The organism is Phenylobacterium sp., assembly GCF_030681155.1.
GTDB lineage: Bacteria > Pseudomonadota > Alphaproteobacteria > Caulobacterales > Caulobacteraceae > Phenylobacterium.
In genome coordinates, this window is sequence record NZ_JAUXXE010000024.1 from 1 (window position 1) to 24,920 (window position 24,920).

Annotated in this window: 24 protein-coding genes; 5 read left to right on the forward strand and 19 right to left on the reverse strand. The window is 66.8% G+C overall.

What is annotated here, in order from left to right:
- From Q8M13_RS05465 to Q8M13_RS05475, 3 genes are all read right to left on the reverse strand, one after another.
- A partial coding sequence (locus tag Q8M13_RS05465; protein ID WP_305298738.1) for an AAA family ATPase occupies positions 1–2,065 on the reverse strand: 2,065 nt, incomplete at its 3' end.
- Positions 2,066–2,206: 141 nt separating this feature from the next.
- The gene (locus Q8M13_RS05470) at positions 2,207–4,117 is read right to left on the reverse strand and encodes a S9 family peptidase (protein WP_305298740.1); all 1,911 of its coding nucleotides are present in this window, start codon (positions 4,115–4,117) and stop codon (positions 2,207–2,209) included.
- 76 nt (positions 4,118–4,193) lie between these two features.
- Entirely contained in the window at positions 4,194–6,434 is a 2,241-nt protein-coding gene (locus Q8M13_RS05475; protein WP_305298741.1) for a sulfatase-like hydrolase/transferase, read from the reverse strand.
- A gap of 154 nt (positions 6,435–6,588) precedes the next feature.
- Between Q8M13_RS05475 and Q8M13_RS05480 the strand changes: the two genes are divergently transcribed.
- Complete coding sequence (locus tag Q8M13_RS05480) at positions 6,589–7,878, forward strand: OmpP1/FadL family transporter (RefSeq protein ID WP_305298743.1); 1,290 nt, start codon at positions 6,589–6,591, stop codon at positions 7,876–7,878.
- Between the two features lie 70 nt (positions 7,879–7,948).
- Here Q8M13_RS05480 and Q8M13_RS05485 read toward each other — a convergent pair whose 3' ends face one another.
- The 5 genes from Q8M13_RS05485 to Q8M13_RS05505 all read right to left on the reverse strand — a co-directional run bounded on the left by Q8M13_RS05485 (position 7,949) and on the right by Q8M13_RS05505 (position 11,795).
- Complete coding sequence (locus tag Q8M13_RS05485; protein ID WP_305298744.1) at positions 7,949–9,358, reverse strand: M20/M25/M40 family metallo-hydrolase; 1,410 nt, start codon at positions 9,356–9,358, stop codon at positions 7,949–7,951.
- 190 nt (positions 9,359–9,548) lie between these two features.
- Entirely contained in the window at positions 9,549–9,974 is a 426-nt protein-coding gene (locus Q8M13_RS05490) for a DUF1178 family protein (protein ID WP_305298746.1), read from the reverse strand.
- Complete coding sequence (locus Q8M13_RS05495) at positions 9,971–10,804, reverse strand: carbon-nitrogen hydrolase family protein (protein WP_305298749.1); 834 nt, start codon at positions 10,802–10,804, stop codon at positions 9,971–9,973. Before Q8M13_RS05495 ends, Q8M13_RS05490 begins: the two co-directional genes overlap by 4 nt.
- Positions 10,805–10,842: 38 nt before the next feature.
- Positions 10,843–11,100 carry a glutaredoxin 3 gene (gene grxC / locus Q8M13_RS05500; protein WP_305298751.1) on the reverse strand — a complete coding sequence of 86 codons (258 nt, stop codon included), beginning with the start codon at positions 11,098–11,100 and terminating at the stop codon, positions 10,843–10,845.
- A gap of 32 nt (positions 11,101–11,132) precedes the next feature.
- Entirely contained in the window at positions 11,133–11,795 is a 663-nt protein-coding gene (locus Q8M13_RS05505) for a ComF family protein (RefSeq protein WP_305298753.1), read from the reverse strand.
- A 146-nt stretch (positions 11,796–11,941) separates the two neighbouring features.
- Between Q8M13_RS05505 and Q8M13_RS05510 the strand changes: the two genes are divergently transcribed.
- Positions 11,942–12,853 carry a methyltransferase domain-containing protein gene (locus Q8M13_RS05510; protein ID WP_305298755.1) on the forward strand — a complete coding sequence of 304 codons (912 nt, stop codon included), beginning with the start codon at positions 11,942–11,944 and terminating at the stop codon, positions 12,851–12,853.
- A 41-nt stretch (positions 12,854–12,894) separates the two neighbouring features.
- The gene (locus tag Q8M13_RS05515) at positions 12,895–13,191 is read left to right on the forward strand and encodes a sulfatase-like hydrolase/transferase (RefSeq protein ID WP_370869959.1); all 297 of its coding nucleotides are present in this window, start codon (positions 12,895–12,897) and stop codon (positions 13,189–13,191) included.
- A 48-nt stretch (positions 13,192–13,239) separates the two neighbouring features.
- Here the strand turns inward: Q8M13_RS05515 and Q8M13_RS05520 are convergent, their stop codons facing one another.
- The 3 genes from Q8M13_RS05520 to Q8M13_RS05530 form a co-directional block, all read right to left on the reverse strand.
- On the reverse strand, positions 13,240–13,995 hold the full coding sequence (locus tag Q8M13_RS05520; RefSeq protein WP_305298759.1) for a hypothetical protein: 756 nt from the start codon (positions 13,993–13,995) through the stop codon (positions 13,240–13,242).
- 29 nt (positions 13,996–14,024) lie between these two features.
- Complete coding sequence (locus tag Q8M13_RS05525; protein WP_305298761.1) at positions 14,025–14,507, reverse strand: DUF202 domain-containing protein; 483 nt, start codon at positions 14,505–14,507, stop codon at positions 14,025–14,027.
- Between the two features lie 146 nt (positions 14,508–14,653).
- The gene (locus Q8M13_RS05530; RefSeq protein ID WP_305298763.1) at positions 14,654–15,550 is read right to left on the reverse strand and encodes a bile acid:sodium symporter family protein; all 897 of its coding nucleotides are present in this window, start codon (positions 15,548–15,550) and stop codon (positions 14,654–14,656) included.
- Between the two features lie 484 nt (positions 15,551–16,034).
- On the opposite strand from Q8M13_RS05530, the gene Q8M13_RS05535 reads away from it, so the two are divergent.
- The gene (locus tag Q8M13_RS05535; protein WP_305298764.1) at positions 16,035–16,418 is read left to right on the forward strand and encodes a DUF4168 domain-containing protein; all 384 of its coding nucleotides are present in this window, start codon (positions 16,035–16,037) and stop codon (positions 16,416–16,418) included.
- Here the strand turns inward: Q8M13_RS05535 and Q8M13_RS05540 are convergent.
- The 8 genes from Q8M13_RS05540 to mutT form a co-directional block, all read right to left on the reverse strand.
- Entirely contained in the window at positions 16,415–17,281 is an 867-nt protein-coding gene (locus Q8M13_RS05540) for a kinase (RefSeq protein WP_305298766.1), read from the reverse strand. The genes Q8M13_RS05535 and Q8M13_RS05540 overlap by 4 nt on opposite strands.
- Complete coding sequence (locus Q8M13_RS05545) at positions 17,268–18,032, reverse strand: LytTR family DNA-binding domain-containing protein (RefSeq protein ID WP_305298767.1); 765 nt, start codon at positions 18,030–18,032, stop codon at positions 17,268–17,270. Before Q8M13_RS05545 ends, Q8M13_RS05540 begins: the two co-directional genes overlap by 14 nt.
- Positions 18,033–18,036: 4 nt before the next feature.
- Positions 18,037–19,128, reverse strand: coding sequence for a sensor histidine kinase (locus tag Q8M13_RS05550; RefSeq protein ID WP_305298768.1), 1,092 nt, complete (start codon positions 19,126–19,128; stop codon positions 18,037–18,039).
- Positions 19,129–19,279: 151 nt separating this feature from the next.
- On the reverse strand, positions 19,280–20,158 hold the full coding sequence (locus Q8M13_RS05555) for a LysR substrate-binding domain-containing protein (protein ID WP_305298770.1): 879 nt from the start codon (positions 20,156–20,158) through the stop codon (positions 19,280–19,282).
- A gap of 263 nt (positions 20,159–20,421) precedes the next feature.
- Positions 20,422–21,495 carry a ribosome small subunit-dependent GTPase A gene (gene rsgA / locus Q8M13_RS05560; RefSeq protein ID WP_305298772.1) on the reverse strand — a complete coding sequence of 358 codons (1,074 nt, stop codon included), beginning with the start codon at positions 21,493–21,495 and terminating at the stop codon, positions 20,422–20,424.
- 194 nt (positions 21,496–21,689) lie between these two features.
- A complete protein-coding gene (locus tag Q8M13_RS05565) occupies positions 21,690–22,007 on the reverse strand; it encodes a hypothetical protein (protein ID WP_305298774.1) in 318 nt (105 codons plus the stop codon).
- On the reverse strand, positions 22,007–22,537 hold the full coding sequence (locus Q8M13_RS05570; protein ID WP_305298776.1) for a phage baseplate assembly protein V: 531 nt from the start codon (positions 22,535–22,537) through the stop codon (positions 22,007–22,009). The genes Q8M13_RS05565 and Q8M13_RS05570 overlap by 1 nt, the downstream gene beginning before the upstream one ends.
- A gap of 93 nt (positions 22,538–22,630) precedes the next feature.
- A complete protein-coding gene (mutT, locus tag Q8M13_RS05575; RefSeq protein ID WP_305298778.1) occupies positions 22,631–23,041 on the reverse strand; it encodes an 8-oxo-dGTP diphosphatase MutT in 411 nt (136 codons plus the stop codon).
- 306 nt (positions 23,042–23,347) lie between these two features.
- On the opposite strand from mutT, the gene Q8M13_RS05580 reads away from it, so the two are divergent.
- Positions 23,348–24,829: a DEAD/DEAH box helicase gene (locus Q8M13_RS05580; protein WP_305298780.1), complete on the forward strand. Its 1,482-nt coding sequence runs from the start codon at positions 23,348–23,350 to the stop codon at positions 24,827–24,829.
- Positions 24,830–24,920: the final 91 nt, after the last annotated feature.

The following is a 24,920-nucleotide window of genomic DNA, read 5'->3' on the forward strand; positions in this document are numbered from 1 at the left end:
GCACGTTGAAGACGTCGGGGTGAGCCTTCTCGACCTCGTCGAACAGCACGACCTGGTAGGGCCGACGCCGAACGGCCTCGGTCAACGCCCCGCCTTCGTCGTAGCCGACATAGCCGGGAGGCGCGCCGATCATGCGGCTGACCGAGTGCTTTTCCATGTACTCGCTCATGTCCATGCGCGTGATGGCGCTCTCGTCGTCGAACATGAAGCCGGCCAGGGCCTTGGTCAGCTCGGTCTTGCCGACGCCGGTGGGACCAAGGAACAGGAATGAGCCGATCGGACGGTTGGGGTCCTGCAGGCCCGCACGCGCGCGGCGCACGGCGTCGGACACAGCGACCAGCGCTTCTTCCTGGCCGACGACCCGCTTGCGCAGGGCGTCCTCCATGGCCAGCAGCTTTTCGCGCTCGCCTTCCAGCATCTTGTCGACCGGGATGCCGGTCCAGCGGCTGACCACGCCGGCGATCTGCTCGGCGTCGACGACCTCGGGACTGACTGGGTTCTCGGCCGCTGCAGCTTCTTCCTCGGCCAGGCGCCGCTCAAGCTGCGGGATCTCGCCATAGGCGATCTCCGACGCACGCTGGAGGTCGCCGCGACGCTGAGCGGTGACCAGTTCGGCGCGTAGCCGGTCCAGGGCCTCACGGGCCTGCGCGGCCTGCCCGACCTTTTCTTTCTCCGAACGCCAGCGGGCGGTCATCTCGGTGGACTGGCCCTCGAGATCGTCGAGTTCCTCGTCCAGCTTTTCCAACCGCGCCTGGGAGGCCGCATCGGTTTCCTTGGCGAGGGCCTCACGCTCGATCTTCAGCTGCACGATGCGGCGGTCGATCTCGTCCAGTTCCTCGGGCTTGGAATCTACGGCCATCCGCACGCGGCTGCCCGCCTCGTCGATCAGGTCGATGGCCTTATCCGGCAGGAAGCGGTCGGCGATGTAACGGTTCGACAGGGTGGCGGCGGCCACGATGGCGCTGTCGGAGATGCGGACCCCGTGGTGGACCTCGTACTTCTCCTTCAGGCCGCGCAGGATCGAGATCGTGTCCTCGACCGTGGGCTCGGCGACGAACACCGGCTGGAAGCGACGGGCGAGGGCCGCGTCCTTTTCGACATGCTTGCGGTACTCTTCCAGCGTGGTGGCGCCGACGCAGTGCAGTTCGCCCCGCGCCAGGGCGGGCTTCAGCAGGTTGGACGCGTCCATCGCCCCGTCGGTCTTCCCGGCCCCGACCAGGGTGTGCATCTCGTCGATGAACAGGATGATCGAGCCTTCGGCCTGGGTGACCTCGTTCAGGACCGCCTTCAGGCGCTCCTCGAACTCGCCGCGATACTTCGCGCCAGCGATCAACGCGCCCATGTCGAGCGCGTGGAGTTGCTTGTCCTTCAGGCTTTCCGGCACGTCGCCATTGACGATGCGCAGGGCCAGGCCCTCGACGATCGCGGTCTTGCCGACGCCAGGCTCACCGATCAGCACCGGGTTGTTCTTGGTTCTCCGCGACAGGACCTGGATCGTGCGGCGGATTTCTTCGTCGCGGCCGATCACCGGGTCGAGCTTGCCGTCACGGGCGACCTGGGTCAGGTCGCGGGCGTAGCGCTTCAGCGCGTCATAGCCCTCCTCGGCCGAGGCGCTGTCAGCGGTCTTGCCCTTGCGCATGGCCTTGGCGGCTTCTTCCAGAGCCGCGGCGTTCGCCCCGGCGTCCTTCAGGGCCTTGGCGGCGTCGCCGCCTTCCTTGGCGATGGCGATCAGCAGGCGCTCGGTCGTGACGAAGGCGTCGCCCGCGGCCTTCGCGCCGGCCTCGGCCTCGGCGAAGATGCGCGCAGTTTCGGGCGCCATATAGAGCTGGCCGGAGCCGCCCTCGACCTTGGGCCGTTTGCCCAGCAAGGTGTCAGCAGCCTTGTCGGCGTCATCGGGCCGTCCACCGGCGCTCTGGATCAGAGCGCGGGACAGACCGTCCTTTTCTTCAAGCAGCACCTTCAGCAGATGCTCGGGACCGAGCTGCTGGTGACTGCGGGCGAGCGCGAGGCTCTGGGCCGACTGGATCGCCTGCTTGGCCCGGTCGGAATAGAGATCGATGTTCATGGCTTCCCCTCGATAGGCGGACTTGGGGCGTCGCCTCATGCAAGCACGACACCCTCATCCAGGGATGTAGTGTTGCTTTGCCGCCACACAAGACAATCCGGCCAGGACCGGAGAGTTCCCCGCGAAAACCCTCGGCCCGATCTAATGCGGCGGGTTGTGCTGCTCCACGAAGGCGACGACCGAGTTCAGCATTTGCAATCGGGTGTCGCCCCGCGAGAGCCAGTGGTCCTCACCCGCCATCACCACCAGCTCGACGGGCTTGCCGGCCTTCTTCAATGCGGTCTCCATCAACCGGCTCTGTTCCAGGGGAACAACGGTGTCGTCCTTGCCGTGGATGAGCAGGATGGGGATGGCGACCTTGTCGACGTTCAGCGCCGGCGAGATCTGTTGCAGGACCGGATCGGACTGGCTCTGGGCGCCCATGAACCGCGACCAGTAGCGCTGGGCCTCCACACCCGAGCCCATCTTGGACCAGGCCACGAAGCGGCGCAGGTCTGAGAGGCCCGCGATCGAGGCGGCGCAGCGATAGACCCCGGGATCCAGGGTCGCGCCAGCCAGGGCGGCGTACCCCCCATAGCTCGCCCCGACGATGCAGACACGCTTGGGATCGATCGTCCCTTCGGCGGCCAAGTGACGGACGCCATCGGAGAGGTCGGTCTGCATCTTGCGGCCCCACTGGCCAAAGCCGGCCTGCATGAAATTCCAGCCAAAGCCCGCCGAGCCGCGATAATTGACTTGCAGCACCGCATAGCCCCGCGAGGCCATCGCCTGCGCCCACCAATCGAAGCCGGGCGTGTCGCGAGAGGCCGGGCCGCCGTGCGGATGGACGATCAACGGCAGGTTCTTCGGCGCCCGACCGTTCGGCAGGGTCAGATAGCCGGTCAGGGGAAGGCCGTCGGCGGCCTTGAAGCTGACAGGGCGAACAGGAGAGATGTCCGCCGGCTTGAGGTTCTCATATTTGACGCCCAGCCAAACGCCTTTGTGGGTCGCGAAATCCACCAGGGCGTAGGCCGGCCCCTCGGTCGGGGAATCGACCAGGGCGACCACCTTGGAGCGATCATCCGACCAGGCGACCAAGGTGACCCGATCTCCCGGATAGGCCTTCACGATCTTCGCCCAGGCCTTGGCCGACTCAGGATCGAAGAAGACATGACGGCTTTCATCGCCGACCAGCCCCCTAAAGCCGATCAGGGCGTGGGTCTTGGGATCGAAGATCGGCTGGCCGTTCTCCAGTCTGCTGAAGGGTTCGCCCCATACGCCATCGGCAGGCGCGATCTCGCGCATCACCGCCTGGTCCTCGTCGCTGTCGGCCACGAGAACCGATTGCCCATCGCGGCCCAGCCCGAGCAGCACCGGCCGCTCGTTGGCCGCCTCCACGACACGCACGGTGCGCCAGCCTGAAGGAGCCTTGATCTTCAGCGTCCAACGCGCCTTGTCAGCGTCGTATTCACTCTCGGCCAGCGGCTCGCCATCGGGGCCGACCAGCCAGTCGCGGGTGTTTTCATATCCCTCATGCACCAGCTTTGAGCGCGAGGTCTTCAGGTTCACCTGGAACAGCGCCGTGCGGCCGCGGTTGTTCACGAACCTGACGCCCTCCAGGAATACGGTCGGCTGACCATCGACCCGGCGAACCACCGGCGGTCCCTGGATTGTGTTGAGCGCTCGCTCCGCGTCGCGGAGCAGCAGCTTCATTCTCTGCTCGGGCACATTGTAGTGGAAGGCCTGGAAATACTCCCGCGCCGGGCCGGTCAGCCCCATGATCAGGGCGGTGGTCGAGGTGGTGACGAGGAGGTTTTCGCCGTCCGCCCATTTCAGATCCCGCACCTTGGCCGGCCCGACGCCTAGGACGCTGAGCTTACCGTCCGCCTGGTTGCGCAAGACGATCTGGCGATCTTCGCCATTCGTGTAGATCATCGCGACCATCCCTCCATCCGGCGAGATCGCGACATCCTCGATGTTGGGCAGGCGCCCGTAGAGTTCGAGCGGCGCGGCGAACGCGGGCAAAGCCGTGAACGCGAGACAAACGGCGGCGACAAGCAATCGAACTGACATGGACCCAGCGCTCCCCCCGGAGATCGGGGACAGTGGCGAGATACGAGAGTTCGATCAACCCCTAGTTGGAACGACGTTACTGCCGCGCCATCTCGGCTTCGCCCACGGCGTCGCCGTCAAGGTCCTGGTCGGCGTCCATCTTGACGGTCACGGTTCGCAGCGCGCCCGTGAAGCTGAACGGATGGGCGTAGTCGCCGACCGCGCTGCCCCGGTCGCGGCCGATATCGAGCCCGGACCAGGAAATCAGGGTCATGAAGCCGAGATGGGTCGACAGCTTGCCCGCCGGCTCACCGTCGATGGTCAGGGTGAAGTGGCGACCATCGTCCTGGATCACGCGCACGCCGAGCTTGCGGCGCCCCGGCGCGATCTGCTGCTCCGAGCTGACCGTAGTGCGCAGGCCGCCCACGTTCAGGGTGTGGTGCAACCGGCCGTCGCGGACGAACAGGCTGTAGCCGCTGGTGGCGTCGCCATGGGCGATCAGCACCCCCTCGTCGCCCTCGCCCAGATTGACGTCGGCCTCGATGAAGTAGGAGCGCGAGCGCACATCTGGCGCGCAGTCGCCCGGCAGGTGGCCCATGCCCTTGTGGAACACGAAGGTCTTGCGATGCCCCTGGTGACGCAGGGCGTTCTCGGCGAAGCGCGGGCCAAAGCGGTCATCCAGCGGCAGGACGTTGCAACGCTCGGCCTGGGTCCACCACTCATCGACCAGGGCCTTCAGGCGCTCGGGCTCCTGCTCGGCCAGGTCCTGGGTTTCCGAGAAGTCGGCGTCGAGATGGTAAAGCTCCCAACGATCTGCGTCGAACGGCGCGCCGGGCGGGTGGAAAGCGACGGCCTTCCAGCCATCCTTCCAAAGGCCGCGGTGCCCAAACATCTCGAAGTACTGCGGACTGGCCTTCGACGGCGCGGCCGGGTCGGTGATCGAGGCGGCGAAACTGACGCCTTCGATCGGCATCTGCGGCACGCCGGCTATCACCTGCGGCGAGGTCAGGCCCAGCATGTCGAGCAAGGTCGGGGTGAAATCGCTGGCGTGGGCGAACTGGTCACGCGTCTCGCCCCGGGCGGCGATGCCGTTCTTCCAGGAGATCACCAACGGATCGCGGATCCCGCCGCCGTGGGTGTTCTGCTTGTAGCGGCGCAGCGGCGTGTTCGACGCCATGGCCCAGCCGTGCGGGAAATTCGAGTGGCTGTCGGGCCCGCCGATGTTCTCGATGTTGGCGAGCTTCTCCGGCATCGGCTCGAACTTCATGTTGTAGGGGCCCATGGCGTTGACGAAGCCGAGAGGGCCGCCCTCCTGGCTGGCGCCATTGTCCGACAGCACCAAGATCAGGGTGTCGTCCTTGACACCCGCCTCTTCGAGGAAGCTCACCAGCCGGGCCAGCTGACGGTCGGCGTGGTCAAGCATGCCGGCGAAGGCGCTCTGCAGCCGGGTGAACACCCGCTGCTCGTCCGGGCTGTGGTCCGCCCAGGGCTTCACCCCGTCGTTGCGAGGCGGCATCTGGGTTTCCGGCGGCACGATGCCCAGCGCCTTTTGGCGCTCCAGCCGGCGCTCGCGCTCGACATCCCAGCCCTCGGCGAAGACGGCGTCGTAGCTCTCGATGATCTCTTTCGGCGCCTGGTGCGGCGCGTGACAGGCGCCCAGGGCCAGCCACAACAGCCAGGGCTGGTCCGGTGCATCGGCGATGTGGTCGGCGACGAAACGGATGCTCTCGTCCACCAGATCGGCGGTCAGGTGATAGCCGTCCGGGAAGTGGCCGGGCGCATCGATGGGCGTGTTGTCGCGAACCAGCTCCGGCGAATAGTGGTCCGTCTCGGCGTCCATGAAGCCGTAATAGCGATTAAAGCCGCGCCCCAGCGGCCACCCGTCGAACGGCCCCCTGGCGCCGACCTGGCTGAGCGGCGTCGCGTGCCACTTGCCGACCATGTAGGTCCCGTAGCCCTGGGCGCGCAGCATCTCGGGCAGGGTTCCAGCCTCATGGGCGATCTTGCCGCGATAGCCGGGGAAGCCGGAGTCGAAGTTGGCCAGGCAGCCCATGCCGACCGAGTGGTGGTTGCGCCCGGTCAGCAGCGCCGCGCGCGTGGTCGAGCACATCGCGGTGGTGTGAAAGCCGGTGTAGCGCAGCCCCTCGCCCGCCAAGGCGTCGATGGTCGGCGTCTTGATCGGCGAGCCGTAGCAGCCGAAATCCGAGAACCCGACATCGTCGAACAACACCACCAGCACGTTGGGCGAGCCCTTGGGCGCCTTCACCCGCTCAGGCCAGTACGGAACCGAGTCCGCCAGAGTCCGGCCGATCTTCGCGGTAGCGCTCGAGATAGTCATGGCATGCTCCCTGCCAATTTATTTCTTTGTGGCCCAGCGGCAACGGGTTGGCAAGGTTCAGACCAGGGTTCTGCAACGAAATCGACGCGCTCGGTGTTCTGCGCCTAGCCATCCGGTGGCCGAAGCAGCTCATCTTCCCGGAAAGACCCGCGTCATGACCCGATTGAAAACCCTCGCGGCCACCACCGCGCTCGCTGGCCTGATGGCCTCCCAGGCCCAGGCCGCCGGCTACTATCTTCAGGAACAATCGGTGCGCGGCGCGGGCCGCGCGTATTCCGGCGAGGTCGCCGACCAGGGCGTAGCCTCGCTGTGGTGGAACCCCGCGGCCATCGCGCGCTCGCCGCGGGAAGTCTATGGCGGCGCCCACGCCGTCTTCGTGGACGCCAGGGTCGAGAACCACGGCTCGACCATCACCTATCCCGGCGGCCTGACCGTTCCGGTCCAGGGAGAGCCGCGCGCCTTCAACCCGATCCAGGACGGGGTGGCCCCGAACTTCGCCATCGCCACGCCGATCGGGGAGCGCTTCGCCCTGGGTCTGTCGGTAGCTGCGCCGTTCAACTTCACCACCGAATACCGCCGCAACGCCTGGGCGCGGTACGACGCCCTGACCTCGCGCCTGACCACCGCCGACATCCAGGTGACCGGTGCGATGCAGGTCACCGACTGGCTGGACGTCGGGGTCGGCGTCAGTTCCCAATACACCGAGGCCAAGCTGCAGACCGCCTATCCGAACCTGTCGCCGCTGCTGCCCGACGGGATCTCGCAGCTGAGCGGCGACGGCTGGGACTTCGGTTGGTCGGCGGGCGCCCAGGCCCATCTGGGCGCGGTGACGCTGGGCGCCAGCTATCGTTCAAAGATGGAGCACGACCTCGATGGGCGCGTGTTCGTCGGCGGGCTGCTCGGGCCACTGGCCCCGGCCAATCGCGACCTGAAGGGCTCTGCCGCCTTCACCACCCCTTGGATCGCCACCCTGGGCGCGCGCTGGCAGGCGACCGACAAGCTGGCCCTGAACGCCCAGGTCCAACGGATCGGCTGGGGCGAGTTCAAGTCCATCGACGTGAACTTCGAGGGCGGCGGCGGCGAGACACTGTTCCAGGGCTACGAAGACACCACGTCGGGCGGCGTCGGCCTCGACTATGCGGTCAATGACCGCCTCACCCTGCGGACCGGCGTCCAGTACGATCCGACCCCGACGCCGGACGAGGCTCGCACGGCGCGGGTTCCGGACGGCGACCGCTGGCTCTACAGCGCCGGCGCAACGGCGCAGCTGACCGACAGCCTGAAGCTTGACGCAGCGCTCACATACATCAGCTTCGCCGACAGCGACGTCCTGCACGACACCACCTTCTATGAAGGCACGCCGGCCGCCACCACGACCCGCCTGCGCGGCGAGGTGCAGGGCCAGGGCTATGTGATGTCCCTGGGTCTGCGGAAGACGTTCTAGGCCACACCACCAATCCTCATCCCCCGGATCTCGCTTCGCGAGCCCGGAGGATGAGGAGGTGTGTGGGTCCCTACTTCTGGTTCGCGTAGATCTTGACCACCTCGTAGAGGAAATCACGGCCTTCATAGAGCGAGCGGACCCGCATCTTTTCGTTCAGACCATGGGCGCCATTGCCGGTCGCCTCGCTGAAGAAGCCGGTCAGGCCATAGGTTGGGATGCCGACCGCGTTGAGGAAGCGGCCGTCGGTGGCGCCGGTCGCCATCACCGGCACCAGCGGCACGCCCGGCCAGAGCTTGGCGGCGACCTTCTCGACCGGATCGGTGATCGACTTGCCAAGCGTCGGCGGCGGCGACACCGGGCTCGGCTCACCAACCGTCGTCACCTTGATCGCGTCGTCAGCCAAGACCTTCACGAGGGCCAGGCGGGTTTCCTCGACGCCTTCGCCGGGCAGGATGCGGCAGTTCACATTGGCCCGCGCGCGCTGCGGCAGAGCGTTGGGCGCATGGCCGGCATTGACCATGGTCGCCACGCAAGTGGTCCGCATCATCGAATTGCGGCCCGGCTCCTTGGCGACGATGGCCACCGCCGCGGCGTCGGCGGGGTTCTTGGCGACGGCGGCCAGGGCCTTGCCGGTCTCACCGCCGTCGATCACCGCCATGCGCTCGAAGTTGGCGCGGACAGCATCGTTCAGCTTCACCGGGAAGTCGTAATCGCCCAGGCGCGAGAGGCCGGCCGACAGGTGATAGACGGCGTTGTCACGCACGGGGGCCGACGAGTGCCCGCCCTTGTTGGTCACCTCGAGGGTGTAGTCCTGGTAGACTTTTTCGCCCGCCTGGATGCCAAGGGAGACGCGGTTTCCGTTGGCGTCGAGCCGCCCGCCCGAGCCTTCGTTCAGCACGAAGGCGGCGTCCATCAGGTCGCGATGGTTCTGGATCAGATACTGCACGCCATTGAAGGTGTCGGGTGTTTCCTCGCCGCAGGTCAGCGCCATCTTGATGGTGCGGCGGGGCTTGAAGCCCTCCTGCTTCATGCGGATGAGGCTATCGGTCCAGACCGCCGCCTGGGCTTTGTCGTCGCTTGAGCCGCGGGCGTAAAAGTAGCCGTCTTCCTCGATCAGCTTGAAGGGATCGCGCTCCCAGTCGGCGCGATTGGCCTCGACCACGTCGATGTGGGCCAGCAGCAGGATCGGCTTGGCCTTGGGATCGGAGCCCTTGAGGGTGGCGACGAGATTGCCGTCCTTGGGACGGTCTGGAGCGACGATGATCTTCAAGTCCGCGTCGGCGAATCCAGCGGCTTTCAGGCGCGAGGCCATGGCCTCCGACGCCGCGGTGCAGCTTCCCACCGACAGGGTCGTATTGATCTCGATCAGCTCCTTGTAGAGCTCGCGGAAGGCTAGCTGGTCGGGGCGCGGGGACTGCGCGGCGGCCGGCGAGGCCAAGGCGGCGAACGCCAGGGCGGCGGCGGAAATTGAACGGATCATTATCAGCTCCACAACAATGGGAGCGACCCTATGGGGCGTACGGATGGCCGGCAACGGGAATGGTGAGGCTTGCCCCCTCCGTCGCGCTGCGCGCGCCACCTCCCCCAAATCGCGCTTCGCGCTGGGGGAGGATCTGAGGAATAGATGCTCCCCCTGTGGGGGAGCTGTCAGCAAAGCTGACTGAGGGGGACTAGTTCACTTCCGACTTCTTCGGCGGCGCGGGCGGCATGGCGGCGATCGGCACGCCGTCCTCAGTCAGGGATTTGATCTCGGCGGGCGTCGCCTCGCCATAAATGCCGCGATCCTCCGAGCGGCCCTCGTGGATCGCACGCGCTTCGTCGGCAAAGGTGTCGCCCACATAGTCGAAGTTGTCCTCGACGTGTTTTCGTACCCGGCCCATGGCTTCCATCACCATCGAGCGCACCTGCGGGGCCAAGTCTGTGGTCTTCTTAGTCCCCGCGACGGAGGGCGCCATGATCTGCTTGGTCACGGCCTTGGAATCGCAGATCGGGCAGCCGACGAGGCCGCGCTCCGATTGATCGTCGAAGTCACCCGACGAACCGAACCAGCCCTCGAACTCATGGGCCTCGTCACAAACAAGCGCATAGCGGATCATAGGATAGATATAGGCGCCTCGAAGGCCCGCGCATTGGCCAGGGCCGGAATTGCAGTCCGCGCCTTGTCCACCGCCTCGATATCCAGATCCACGACCAGCACGCCCGGCTCATCGTGGTCGAGCTTGCCCAGCACCTCGCCCCAGGGACCGATCGCCAGGGTCCGGCCATAGGTTCCGCGGCCGTCCTCGTGGAAACCGCCTTGGGCGGGGGCCAGCACGAAGCTGCCGGTTTCGATGGCGCGGGCGCGCAGCAGGATCTCCCAATGCGCCTCACCGGTGGGACGGGTGAAGGCGGCGGGCGTTACGATCACCTGGGCGCCGGCGAGCGCCAAGGCGCGATAAAGGGCAGGAAAGCGAACGTCGTAGCAGATGGTCAGGCCAAGCCGCATCTGGCCGGCCTGCACGGCGATGGCCCGGCCGCCGGGCTCGTAGGTCGCGCTCTCACGGGCGCTCTCGCCGGTGGGCAGATCGACATCGAACATATGGAGTTTGTCGTATGTCGCCACGATGTCGCCGAGCGGCGAGATCAGGGCGGCACGGTTGGCGGCCTTGCCGTCCTCGCGCTTCACCAGGGCCGAGCCGACCAGGATCGTCACAGAGAGCTCGGCGGCCAGGGCTTGCAGGCCCTGGACGACCGGGTCGTCCTCCAGCAGCGTCAGTTGGGGCAGCAGCGACTGCTTGTCCCGCTGGAGGATGTTGGTTCCCTCGGGCGTGGCGATGAAGGTCGCGCCCTGGGCGGCGGCCTGCCGCACCAGCGGCGCCACATGGGCCAGCGCCGCGGCGTGGGCGGCCGGCGTCCGGGTCTGGATCAGTCCAACGCGCAGGATCATGAGCTCACCCGTAGGTCACGCCGGACGGAAGCTCAAGGCTAGGCCGCGAGCAGGGCGTCCAGCTTGCCGTCGTACTCCAGCGCCATCATGTCATCGCAACCGCCGACATGCTGATCGCCGATGAAGATCTGCGGGAAGGTCGCCCGGCCGTTGGAACGCTGGATCATCTCCTGGCGCTTCTCGGGTTCGAAGGCGGCTTCGATCTCGGTGAATTCCACGCCCTTCTTCTCGAGCAGCGAAACCGCTCGGATGCAGTAGGGGCAGTAGGGCTTCGTGTAGATTGTGACTTGGGCCATGGCTCGTCTAACGCGGGAAACAGGGTTCGGATCTATATGGAGCGGTTTGCGGCTTCTTTCACCCTCGCAACCACTGCGACATCAACGCACGTCGCACCGGCGGCCAGCAAGGCCCTGGCGCAGCCCTCCAAAGTGGCGCCCGTGGTCATAACGTCATCGATCAAGAGGATGCGCTTGCCCGCCACCTGAGCCGCGCGGCCAGCCGGCACGGCGAAAGCCGCGGCGACGTTGCGCCGCCGGCCCGACCCTGACTTGCCGCCCTGCGTCTCAGTCGCTCGCACCCGAACCAGGGCGTCGGGCAGATAGGGGACGCCAGTCAGGCGGCTGAGCGGCCGGGCGATCTCGGCGGCCTGATTGTAGCGCCGGCCCAGCAGACGTCCGCGATGCAAGGGCACCGGCGCGATGGCGTCGGCGTCCTCCAGCAGGTCGCGGGCCGAACGGCTGATCCAACGCGCCAGCATCGGCGCCAGGTCGGTGCGGTCGGCGTGCTTCAATTGCAGGATCACGCCGCGCGAGGCGTCGTCATAGAGGCAGGCGGCGCGGCCACGGGAAAAGGCGCGCGGCTTGGCCATGCAGTCGGCGCAACGCACGCCCTCGCCAAGGTCGTATTCGAACGGTGTTCCGCATCCATCGCACAGCGGGCCGTCGATAAAGGGAATGCGGCTCCAGCCCTGGGCGGTGAACCCGGTCGACATCGGCGCGGGCCCGTCGTCCAGCGATTGAGGTGGGAAAAGCAGATCGAGCGCGGTACGAAACGCGGCCTTCGCGCGCGGCCCGGGTTTCCACCAGGGGCTCGCATCGCCATCTGACAGGCTTCCAGTCGAAAAGCGTCCCGCCGCCAATGTCCGCCCCGCCCCGCCTCTTCAACCGCGACCTGCTTCGCACCCGCCTGAACAGGGCCGCGGCCGTCTACGCCAACGCCGACTTCCTCAAGCGGCGCGCCGCCGAGGACGCCGTGGTGCGCCTGGAAGCGATCATGCGCGACTTCCCGCTCGCCGTCGATCTCGGCGCGCGCAACGGGGCGTTCGCCGACGCGCTGGCGCTCAGCGACGCCAAGCCGCGCGTCGGCCATCTGATCGAGGCCGACCTTTCGAGCGCCATGCTGTCGGGCCGCGCGGGACCGCGCCTGGTGGCCGATGAAGAGCGCCTGCCCTTCGCGTTCGGCAGCCTGGACCTGGTGATCTCGACGCTTTCGCTGCACTGGACCAACGACGTGGTTGGGGCGCTTATCCAGATCCGCCGGGCGCTGAAACCGGACGGCCTGTTCATCGGCTCGATGCTGGGGGGCGCGACCTTGACCGAGCTGCGCCAGTCAATGCTGGCGGCAGAGGCCGAGTTGACCGGCGGCGCCGGCCCGCGGGTTTCGCCCTTCGCTGACGCCTACGACGCCGCTGGCCTGCTGCAACGTTCCGGCTTCGCCCTGCCCGTCGCCGACGTTGATCGGGTGACGGTGCGCTACGCCCACCCCCTGAAGCTGCTGGCCGACCTACGGGCCATGGGCGAGACCAGCGTGCTGGCCGAACGCCACCCACGCCAGCTCACACGGCAAGTCCTAGCCCGCGCATTTGAGCTCTACATCGAGAAGTTCGCCGAGCCGGACGGCCGCGTGCCCGCCACCTTTGAGATCCTAACCCTGACCGGTTGGGCGCCCGATCCCAGCCAGCAAAAACCCCTGAAGCCCGGTTCGGCCAAGATGCGCCTCGCCGACGCCCTGGGCGTGGTCGAAAACCCGCTGCCGCGCGAAGAGGAATAGCCCAGCAGGGCGCGAACTTCAGCTGCTACACGAGGGGACTGATGGGGTGCGGGACGCCCAACATTGATCGGATCGCCAAGGAAGGCATGATCTATACAGACCACTATGCCGAGCAGAACTGCACCGCTGGTCGGTCATCCTTCATCACAGGACAGTGCGGGTTGCGCACCGGCCTGACCAAGGTGGGGCTACGGAGTGGTGATCTGGGCTTGAAGGCCGAAGACATAACTATCGCCGAAGTGCTGAAGCCGCTCGGCTATCGCACAGGCCAATTTGGAAAGAACCACCTCGGAGAACGAGTAGACCCCCGTGCGAACCAGCTGCGCTGGTTGGCCTGAGCCAATGTTCCTTGAGGGGTTCAAAAGGATCAGCCGCCGAACGGCCGCTCACCAGCGGAAGGTGACGCCCATGATCGGGCCGCTCTGGGTGACGTCGTAAACGAAGCCGTCCTCTTCGTAGTCAACGCCGTAGTGTCGCCAGCCGGCCGACAGCGCCCACCGGTCGTTGAAGGCGTAGCTGGCGGTGGCCAGGACTTGGTAGGTCAGGTCGGATGACACGCCAAAGCCGCCGACGTCGCCATACGCGGCCAGCGACCAGCGCGGGCTGAGCTGCACGCTCGTACGGGCGCCGATAACCGGATCGAACCAGCTCGCGTCAGGATTGGCGCGCCGGACGACGGTGTCCTGCACGATCAGCGCAAGGTCGGGCGACACCTTCGAGAAGCGCACGCCGCCGACGAAATCGATGCTGTACTGCGGCTCGTCCACCGCTCGCCATGCGCCGGCCAAGGTCGCCGTCAACAGTTCGTTCCCGAGCGTCACACCGGTGAACCGGGGATCGCGGATCGTGACGTCGTCGGTGCTGCTGTCGGTCTTCACATAGCCTACGTCCATGATCAGGCCGAGCCGGCCACGCTGGGCCTCGGCTTTGACCATAATCGCGCCGTCCAGTTCCTCAAGGACGTCGCCGAAGGATAGGTCGACCTCGGCCGTTGGAAGGTTCGGGAACGCGCCTATGTCGCCTTCCAGCCCCGCGGCCCAGAGGTACGGCGTCACGCTGAACTTCCACTCCTGCGCCGCCGCAGGGGAAGCCAACATGGCCAGCGCCAGAGTCGGTACGACAGGATTCCTGAAGAGTCTCATCTCTTGCCTTTCACTGCCGAGAGGGCGCCTCATCCAAACGGCCCGGTGCGCGCGATCATCCCAAGCACGGCCAACAGGCCGACCAGCAGAAGCAGCAGGGCGAGCACCGATGTGAGAGACGTTCGATACTGGGGCGCGGTCCGTAGCAGCTTCAGATCGTGCAACCGGCCCCGCCGGACTCTTAGGTTGGTGAGGAATTCATAGTGGGTGAAGAGGCCCGCTATCAGCAGGCCCACACCCAGCAACACCAAGGCCAAGCCAAAATTGCGCGCCGATTGCTGCGTGACCGCCGGTGAGCCAAGCTCTTCCGCCAGCCTGCCGACAAACTGAAAGATGGTGAAGCCGAAGCTGATCAAGGACAGCGAGGTCCGGATCATCGCCATCAAGGTGCGATCAGAAGCGATGCGCGTGCGCTCGAACGCCAACGCCGTGCGGTTCGACGCGAGTTCCGTTCCTGCATCGCCGAGCACCAGGTCGCCTGCCGAATTTGCGGATTGGGGCTCCGCCGCCATGGGCTCCTCCTAATGAGCGCCGACGTCCGAGCCGGGCCCTGCTCGGCCGTTTCCAGTTGGGCGCGCGGTCGATCAGGGACGATCGAGCAGGGTGAGCCAATCGGGCGTGACCCGCACGCACCTCCGTGAAAACCCCTGGCAGGTATTCAAATGACGCCGGGCGGCGTTCCCCTCGGCGCAGGCGCCAGCCGCATACGTCGCATGAGCCGTCTCTTGTAGAGCTCAGCCGTAAGCATTGCGGCGACCAGGAACAGCAGAATGACCGCCGATACCTGCTCATCGACGACGTTGGCGCTCGCGATCATCGTTGCGATTCCGGGGTGGCGGGTGGCGCTCGCCAGGGCTAGGGCGCCTCGCTCCCCAAGGTCCGGGCCACCGAGCAAGTGGCCGGAGAAAAGCCCGATGGCCGAAATCACCACCATCACCAGCACGGTTCCATCGCCAACCAGGGCCATCATCATTGGCCAACTGGTTGCGAAGACCGGTACTTCGCCAACGAACAGCAAGGCTAGGCTGAGCCTCGACACCCACGGCGCTGCGCCTGCCGCCAGCCTGGGCGCGAGCCGGCGCAGCGCCAAGCCCGTGCTGAGTGGCAGCAACACCTGCCATCCCACCTTACTGGCTACCGCCTCCACAGGAACCGAGGCCGCCACGCCGTAGACCCAACCAGCGACAGCGACCCACATGGGCACGACCAGCACGGTGACAAGCGCAAGGGCGGCATAGAGGCCGTAGGCGTAAGCTTTCGTCGCTCCCGCCTTAAGCTCCTCCGCCGGCAAGATGGGCGGTACGGCCGAAAGCGCCATCAGCACGATGCCCGTCTTGACGACCGGCGTAAGCGGGAGGAAGGCGATCAGCAGGCCGGCAGCCACGGGCATGATCACGTTCACCGACAGCATACCGACGAAGAACAGCTTGGGCCGCCGAAGAACGTAGAGCAAGTCGTCGGCGGTCGCATCGAGGCCGACAGCCAAAATGAGCGCGATGAGACTGCCCGAGACCACGATATCGGAAATAATCAGAACGGAAGCAATGTCATCCATTTGCCGTCCATAGTCGAAATCTCCAAGGAGACGCGCTCCTCTTCAGTATACGCGACTGGATCATTACTCCACCAGGGTGGAGGCTGAGCGATCAGAGATCGCTCGTTGTGAACGGCGAGGCGTCAAATCGTAGTCTGCCTGACCCAAATCGCACTCCGGTGAAACCCTCCGTCTAGCGGACAAGAGCTTGCTTCCGGGGGCATCGAAGGCGCGGCGTTCGCGATCGTTCCCCATCACCCCACTGAGACCATCCCGGGGTCCACTTCTCGGCGAGGTGATGACCGCGGGGCGCAGCCTGCCGGATAGGTCTGCTAGTCGTAAACGGGAATTGGGCCGGCGTTGGAGGCGCCACTCGCCGATCTGCCTGCCCGCTGCGCACAATCGTCGCAGACCGGTGTTCGGCGCATTCCGGTCGTATTTTCGTCCAGACGCTCGCTTTAGGATGGGAGGGCTCGATCCCCAATTAGGTTAGGAAACCCTCCGTATGCGTATTGCTATTCTGGCCGCTGGCCTGCTCGGCGCCGTGTCCTTCGGCGCCTCGGCTCAAGCCCAGACTGCTCCGGCTGCTGAAGCTCCCGCCGCCGCCGCTCCCGCCGCTGGCGGGTTCACCGACGCCGAGCTGAAGTCGTTTGGCGCAGCGATGACCGAAATCCAGAAGATCAACAGCGAGTACAGCCCCAAGCTCGCCGGCGCCGACGGCCCGACCAAGGCCACTGTGCAGAAGGAAATGATCGGCAAGATGGGCGCGGCGGTCCAGGCCAGCGGCCTGTCGCCAGACAAGTACAATGAGATGTCCGCCGCCGTCCAAAAGGACAACGCCCTGCGCCAACGCCTGACCCAGGTGCTGAACGCCGAGCCGGCCGCCTAAAGCGACGCCCGTCGCTGTTTGTCGAGGCGGACCACGATGTCGGCCCGCCTCGGCATTTCTTCCAATATCCAGCGCGTAAGGCGCTCATAGTGGCGAATGAAGGCTTCGACCTGATCGTCGCTCATCACGCGGGACGCATCGCCCCCCTCGCGGGTTAGACGTTCGCGCAGCTTGCGCTCCTGCTCGATCCGCCAGTCCAGGACGACCTCGAAGCCGGGCGCCTGCAACAGCACCAGCATGCCGAGCCTTGAGAACAGGTCCCGGTAAGGACCCGCCAAGGCCGCATTGGCGTAGGTCCGCCAGACGCCGCCCGGGTCGAGGTACCGCTCAAGATCGTTGATCGGCTGGGCCAGGGCGGACGGACCCTGCGGCGCGGCGCCGACGCACCAGCCTTCGAACAGGACCACGTCGGCAGGCCCCTCGAACACTGCGCCTGGCTTGCGGTCGTCACTGGCCTTGTCGAAGGCCGGCAGCAGGGTCGGGCCCGGCTTGCGCAAATCCTCAAGCAAGGCCTCGCCCCAGGCGACGTCATGAGTGCCCGGCACGCCCCGCGTGGCCAGCAGCGGATGGACCTCCGCGGCCAAGGCCTGGCGCTCGGCGCGGGTCAGGTAGATATCGTCCAGCGAAAACAGCGCGACCTTGAGGCCGCGAATCTCCAGCAGTCGTTTGACCACAGCCGTGAGGGTCGACTTGCCGCTGGCCTGGGCGCCGCAAACGCCGACCACCAGGGCGCCTGCTTGCTCCACCCTCCCAGCGATCTGCTGAGCCAAAGGTGCGGCCACGGCTTCAATGGTCTGCGCGTAGGAGGCCGGCAGCCGTTCGGCCGCCAGGAAGCCCGCCAGCCAATCGTCAGTCGGCGTCATCATGGACCTTCAGGTCGAGCTCGCGGCGGACCGCGTGGGTGTAGGTGTTTCCTACCGCCACTTCGGCGCCGTCGGAAAGCTCGAGCGCCAAGGCGCCCCGGCCGCGCCTTTGCACGCGCACCACCGCCGCGCGGCGAACAAAGGCCGAGCGACTGACCCGCAGCATCAGCGCCGGATCCAGCCGACGGGCCAAGGCGTCCATCGTGCTGCGATACATGTGCGAGCGATTGAAGGTGTGTAGCAGCACGTAGTCGCGAGCCGCCTCGATCCACGCCACGGTGTCGATCTCCACCCGGACCAGCCCACGCGGGCGGCGAACCCAGAACGTGGTGGCGTAGGGCTCGGCCGGCGGCGGCTCTTCGACCTCGAACGCCGGCTCATCGCGCCCGCCGGCCAGGCGCCGACGCCCGGCGCGATCAATGGCCAGCCGCAGCCGGGCAGGCTCGACGGGCTTCAAGAGATAGTCGATGGCGTCGACATCGAAGGCGGCCACAGCGAAGTGGTCGTAGGCGGTGACGAACACCACCTCGGTCTCGGGCTGGCCCTTCAGCGCCCGGGCCAGGGACATGCCGTCGCGATTGGGCATCTGGATGTCCAGCAAGGCCAGGTCGGGACGCAAGGCCTCGATCATTTCGGCCGCCTCGTCGCCGTCGCTTGCCCAGCCGACCACCTCAACGCCGGCGATCTCGGCGATCAGCGTCTCGAGGCGCTCGAGGGCCAAGGGTTCATCGTCCACCAGCAGGATACGCATCGCTCTAGGCCGCTCCAGGGATCGGGGTTGGGAGGCTGAGCGGCAGGCGAAGGGTTGCGGTGAAACCCGCCGCGCCGGCCGCGGTCTCCAGACGGCCGGCCGCGCCATAGAGGGCTGCAAGCCGCGTGCGGGTGTTGTTGAGGCCGACGCCCGTTCCGCTGGCGGGCGCCAAGGCGCCGCCACGCCCGGTGTCGGCGACCGAGATTTCCAGGTCCGGCCCGACCTCGCGCGCGGCGATACAGATCCTGGAGCCCAGCCGCGAGGGCGCCACCGCATACTTCACGGCGTTCTCGACCAAGGGCTGGAGGACGAAGCTAGGCACCCGCGCCAGCAGCAGCCGTGGCGCGCAATCGACTTCCACCTGAAGACGTTCGCCAAATCGGACGCCCTCGATGTCCAGATAGGCCTCGATGGTCGCCAGCTCGTCCGCCAGGGAGATCGGCGCCTTTGGATCGGTGTCGAAGCTGGTACGCAGGAAGCTGGCCAGCTTGGTGGTCATTGCCTCCGCCTCGGCGTTCCGGTTCTTGATCACCAGGCTGGAGATGGCGTTCAGGGTGTTGAACAGGAAGTGCGGGTTGAGCTGGAAGCGCAGCGCCTCGATCTTGGCTTCCTGGGCCGCCGCCTCGGCCTCGGCGGCTCGCCGCGATTGGGCCTTGGCCTGCTCTTCGGAGTTCAGCGCCCAGAACAGCGTGGCGTTGAGGCAGAAGGTCCAAGAATAGAGAATCGAGACGAACGCGACCCGCGAGATGTCGATCTCCGTCCAGTTCCGCCACTGCGGGAAGAACGCCTTGGTCAGCCAGGCATAGAGGCTGAGATCGGCCAGACTCTGGATCGCTCCCGCCGCCAGGCAAGCCAGGGCCATCAACGGCCAGCGGATCGCCGGCGGGCGGGTGTCGAGCCGCCGCCAAACCGCGTAGAGCCCGGCGACAAGGGTCACGGCCACGCACCACAAGGGAACCTGGACCAGGAGCTGGATCAGGAAGCCCCGGCCCATCATCGCCGCCAGCACCGCGACCAGCACATAGCCGAAGGTCCAGAGGATCAGCGAAATCTTGGCGATCGCGCCGCCGGGAAGCGTTCGTGCGGCGCTTTCCATCGCTCCCCCTCCCATCGCAGGCCGCCGAGTGACCCCGCCACCATAGCCGCCACCGGCGTTCGCGGAATGGAGATATCTCACCGCCTTCGCGGCGCTGCCTTAGTCCAGGCTGCGACGAAGATGGCGCGCAAGGCGACGAAATCGGCCGAATTCACGACCAGATCGGCGCGACCTCGTCACGCACCCGCGCGACGATCTCCTTGAGTTGCTTCTTGCGCGGCGAGCCAGCGCGCCAGGCCATGGCGACCGTACGGCTGGGTTCTGGGGCCGGGAACCGCGCCAAGGCGATCCGGGGATCGGCGATCTCGGCCGCCGCCATGCGCGGCAACAGCGTCACGCCCTGCCCGTGGGCGACCAGATGAAGCAAGGTCGTCAGGCTGGTCGCGCCGAAGGTGGAGAGGTCGCTGATCGCGCACGCGCCCAGCGCCTGTTCGCGCAGGCAGTGCCCCTCCTCGAGCAGCAGCAGGCGGTCCGCAGGCAGGCCGCGGGGGTCAGTCGCGGCCAGAGGCGCGGCGGTGGAGCTGGCGAGCAGGAAGGGATCTTCAAACAAGGCTATCGCCTCCACGTCATCGCCCTTCAGCGGCAGGGCGGCGATCACAGCGTCCAGATCGCCGGCGGCGAGCTCGGCCATCAGGGCTGTGGTCTGGGTCTCGCGGATCTTCAGATCCAAATCGGGGATCACCGCCTGCAGCACCGGCAGTAGGTGGGGCAGCAGATAGGGCGCTACCGTCGGGATCACGCCCAGGACCAGCCGTTTGGCGCGAACGCCGCGCCGCTCGCGGGCGAAGTCCTCCAGATCCTTGACCCCGGCGGTGAGGCTCCGCGCGCGTTCGGCCAGGGCTTCGCCGTCCGGCGTCAGGGTCACCCCGCCCTTTCCGCGCTCGACCAGGGTGAGGTCGAGCTCAGCCTCCAGTTCGCGAATCTGCATCGATAGCGCCGGCTGGGTGACATGACAGGCCGCCGCCGCACGCCCGAAATGGCGCGCCTCGGCCAGGGCGGTCAGATAACGAAGCTGTCGAAACGTGGGCATGTCGATCAGATAGCCTTATCGCTCTCCCCTGTGAACTGACCGGCCGAAAGCCACCCAGATCGAGCGGGTGCGTCATTTCGCCCTCGCAGAACGCGAATATGGGACTGGCGTCGCGCGCAGACTCGGGCTCAACTCTGAGGCGTTCGATGCGCACGTCGCAGGCGAACCGGTCGAGGTTTAGCTTCGGCCCCTGAAGATGGCCCGCGGTGATCCGAGCTCACCGCGGGCCTTTTCATTTCGGGCAAAGCTGGGCCGCTACACCCCTAGTACGCCTCCCGATCTCGATGCTTGAGCCGCTGGCGTGAAGCCTTGTGGCGCTGCATCCAGAGCTTGCGGTTCTCGATCTGAGCCTGAGGATCGTCGCGACGATCCAGGTGGGCCAGTTCGCGCTGGAGCTTGCCGTAGCTCTTCCACCTCCCCGCATCGAGGTCGCCACTCTCCAGAGCCAGGCGGACGGCGCAGCCGGGCTCGGCCTGATGGCTGCAATCACGAAACCGGCAGGCCGAACCCAGCGCCTCAATGTCGGCGAAGGCGGCGGCCACACCCTCGTCAGCGTCCCACAGACCCAGCTCGCGCATGCCGGGCGTGTCGAGGACGAGCGCCCCGGTGGGCAGCACCACCAGTTCGCGATGGGTGGTCGTGTGGCGACCGCGCGCGTCGTCCTCGCGGATGCCGCCCGTGGCCATCAGCTCGGCCCCGGCCAAGGCGTTGACCAGGGTGGACTTGCCCACGCCGGACGAGCCGAGCAGCACCGCCGTCTTGCCCGGCGCCAGCAAGGCCGAGACTTCGGCCACCCCCTGCCCCGTCACCGCCGAGACGGCATGGACGGAGACGCCGAAGGCGATGTTCTGCACCGCCGCGACCAGAGCTTCTGCGTCCGCGCACGCATCGGCCTTGGTCAGCACGATGACCGGCTGGGCGCCGCTCTCCCAGGCGGTCGCGAGATAGCGCTCCAGTCTGCGCAGGCTGAGGTCGGCGTTGAGCGAGGCGACCAGCAGGACAAGATCGACATTGGCCGCGACCACCTGGGAGCCGCCGCCTGGCCCGGAGGCCCGGCGGATGAACACGCTGGAGCGCGGCAGCAGGTGATGGATGGTCGCCGCCCCTTCCTGCGCACGCACCATGCAGGCGACCCAGTCTCCGGCGACGGGATGGTCGCCGGTCAGGGCCTCGTGGAGGAACTTGCCCGAGAGCTCAGCCGAAACCTCGCCCTCTTGGGAGGCGAGCCGGTAGAGCCCGCGTTGTTGAACGATGACGCGAGCGGGCAGCAAGCCGCGCGCCGCGAGGTCGGTGAATTGGCGTTGGAGCGTCTGGCTCCAACCGTATGTGTCTAGCAAGGCTGGACATCCTTCGGTTCGAAGGCCTGGTCAGGCGTTCGCCGAAGGGAAAGACCCTAAGGTATCAGGATACCATATCGGCGACGCAGCGAAGGGTGGTGCGGCTGAGAACAATCATGGCTACCCTCCTTTTCGCGTCGCGCTGGGGACCTATTAAACCTAGGGGCGGCCGCCTTATCGGTCAAGGCGGCGCCTCAGACTCCACGCACGCGGTTCTGCGCCGAAGCGACGATCAACGGCGCGCCGGTGGGCGCGGCGACGGCGAGGCTGTCGGCGAGCAAAACAGGCTGGCCGCCGGAGGTAATGCGGGTCGCGGCGGTGGTGAACTGGGCGATCAGGCAGGGACCGCCTTGTTGCGGCGGTAAGGCGCAGCCGGCGATCATCCATGGTCCGGGCGAAGTGGCGATCGGCGCGCCGTTCACGCGCACCCGGGCGTTTGGTGCGGCCGGATGGGCGCTGCCGCCGTGCGCGCACATCACCGCTGCGGCGGCATCGAGGAGCCGACCAGCCATCAGATGATCTCCAACGCGCCGCCGTTGATGGTGACCGACGGACCGTGGAGTACGATGCTCGCGCCCTGCCCGTTGTCGATGGTGATGCCGGCGTCGGTCACCCGGATGGTGGCGCCCGAGGCGCTCTGCAGTATCACCCCGCCGGCCGGGCCGGGCAGGTCGCTGATCACCAGCCGGTTTTGCAGGGCGCTTTGCAACACGATGGGCGGCCCTGACGGAGATGCAGCCTGGGACGCCGCGGGCGTCTCGGCGGCGCTGGACCAATAGCCGCCGACCCAAACGGGCCGGTCCGGATCACCGGCCTCGAACTGCAGCCAAACCCCCGCCCCGACCGGCGGCACGAGCACCGCGCCCATGCCGGGACCAGCCAACGGCATACACGGCATGGCCCAAGTCGCGGCCTCAGCCACATCAGGACAGGAGACGGAAAGGCGGCCCACCCCCTGGGGATCCAGGTTCGCGACCACGACGCCGCGATAGAGGCCGAAGAACTTTGCGGCCGCCTTGGGCCGGGGTCTCGACGGGGGCATGGCCAGTTTCCTCGCGGCGGACTCATCGTCGCCTGAAGAAAGGCTAGCGGCAGACGGCCGGGCCGTCGCGCGCTTAACTCACGGCCGCCAGGCTCAGATCAGGTCGCGCAACCAGGCGACCAGCGGCTCGTCCGCAGGCGGCATCGGGTAGTCGGTGAGCTGGGCTGGCTTCACCCAGGCGATGGCGTCATGCTCCTTCGCCGTCACAAAGCCCTCCCACCGCCGGCATAGATAGAGCGGCATCATCAGGTGGAATTTCTCGTAGGCGTGACTGGCGAATACGAACGGCGCGAGGCAGGCGTGCGACACCTGGATCCCCAGTTCCTCATCCAGTTCGCGGATCAAGCACTGCTCGGGCGATTCGCCCGGCTCGACCTTGCCGCCCGGAAACTCCCACAGGCCGGCGAGTTGTTTGCCTTGGGGGCGCTTGCAGATCAGCACGCGACCATCGGTGTCGATCAAGGCCGCGGCGGCGACGAACAGCATGGGTTTGGTTTCAGCCATGGGGTTTCCTCGCGGGCCAAGGGCGAAAATGCAACAGGCGGCGAACCTGGATCAGCCGCAAATCCCAGTTCTCCTTGACTTTTCGCCCGTGAACCGTCATTTCCACGCTGCGCTGCAGCAAATGCGGCGATATCGGCGCTCCAGTCGCGTGATGGGTTCCAAGACGAACCCAGCCTGTCGAGCGCTTGAAGAGATCGCATAGATCGCCCCGCCACGCGGGGGCTTTCCACAACTGACCCGCGCCCCCGCGACCCTCGGCACAGCCGAGCGGCCGGGCACGGCGCATATGTGAAAGACACATACGTTTTGACCAAGTTTACTGACCTCGGCCTCGACAAATCCTTGCTCAAGGCCCTGGCCGACGAGGGCTACGATACGCCCACCCCGATCCAGGCGCAGGCCATTCCGGGCGTAATGAGCGGCCGCGACCTGCTGGGCATCGCCCAGACCGGCACCGGCAAGACCGCCGCCTTCGCCTTGCCGATCCTGCATCGCCTCGCCGCCGACCGTAAGCCTGCGCCCCGTCGCGGCTGCCGCGTGTTGGTTCTGTCCCCGACCCGCGAACTGGCCACCCAGATCGCCGAAAGCTTCAAGACCTACGGCAAGCACATGGGCGTCTCCGTCGCCGTGGTGTTCGGCGGCGTGAAGTACGGCGGCCAGATGCGCGCCATGGCGCCGGGCGTCGACGTGCTCGTCGCCACCCCGGGCCGTTTGATCGACCACCTGGGCGAGAAGTCCATCACCCTGCAAGGCGTCGAGATGTTCGTTCTCGATGAAGCCGACCAGATGCTGGACATGGGCTTCATCCTGCCGATCCGCCGGATCGTGAAGCACCTGCCCAAGGATCGCCAGAACCTGTTCTTCTCGGCGACCATGCCGACCGAGATCGGCAAGCTGGCCAGCGAACTGCTGAACCCCAACCCGCACAAGGTCGCCGTCGCCCCGGAATCGACCACGGTCGAACGCGTGACCCAGAAGGTCATCTTCGTCGAGACCGCCCGCAAGCGCGCCCTGCTCTGCGAACTGTTCGCCGAGAAGAACTTCAAGCGCGTGATCGTCTTCACCCGCACCAAGCGCGGCGCCGACCGGGTGGCCAAGTCGCTCGAAGCGGCCGGCGTCGAAGCTGCGGCCATCCATGGCGATAAGAGCCAAGGGCAACGCGAACGCTCGCTGGCGTCCTTCAAGGCCGGTGAAGTGCGCGCCCTGGTCGCCACCGACATCGCCGCCCGCGGCATCGACGTCGACGCCGTGACCCACGTGGTTCAGTACGAACTGCCGAACGTGCCGGAATCCTACGTGCACCGGATCGGCCGGACGGCTCGCGCCGGCGCCAACGGTTCGGCCGTGGCCTTCTGCGCCGACGACGAACGCAACCTGCTCCGCGACATCCAGAAGGTGACGCGCCAAACCATTCCGTCCTTCGACCGCCGCAACGACAAGGGTCTGCACGTCATGACCCAGGCCATGCCGGAAATCGCCGCTGAACGCGCCGAAGCCGGACGTCGCGAAGGCGACCGCGGTGATCGTGGCCAGCGCAAGCCGCAAGGCCGCAGCGACCTGCCCGGCGGCCTGCGCCAGCAACGCAACCGTCCGAGCGCCGGCGGCGGACAACGTCAAGGACAGGGCGGCGGCGATCGCCATCCGCACGGCGCCCGCACGGGTGGCGAACGGGCCTCCACCACGCCTATCAGCCAAACTCAGTTCAAGGGTCCGAAGCGCGAAAAGGCTCAAGGCCAAGGCGGCGGCGGCCAGGCGGCTCCCGCCAAGCGTTGGACCCCGCTGGACTAATATCCCGCATCCTGGCGACGGCCTAAAACCGCCGACGGCCTTGCATCTATCAATCCCCGGCCGCCCACGCGGCCGGGGATTTTGATTCCGC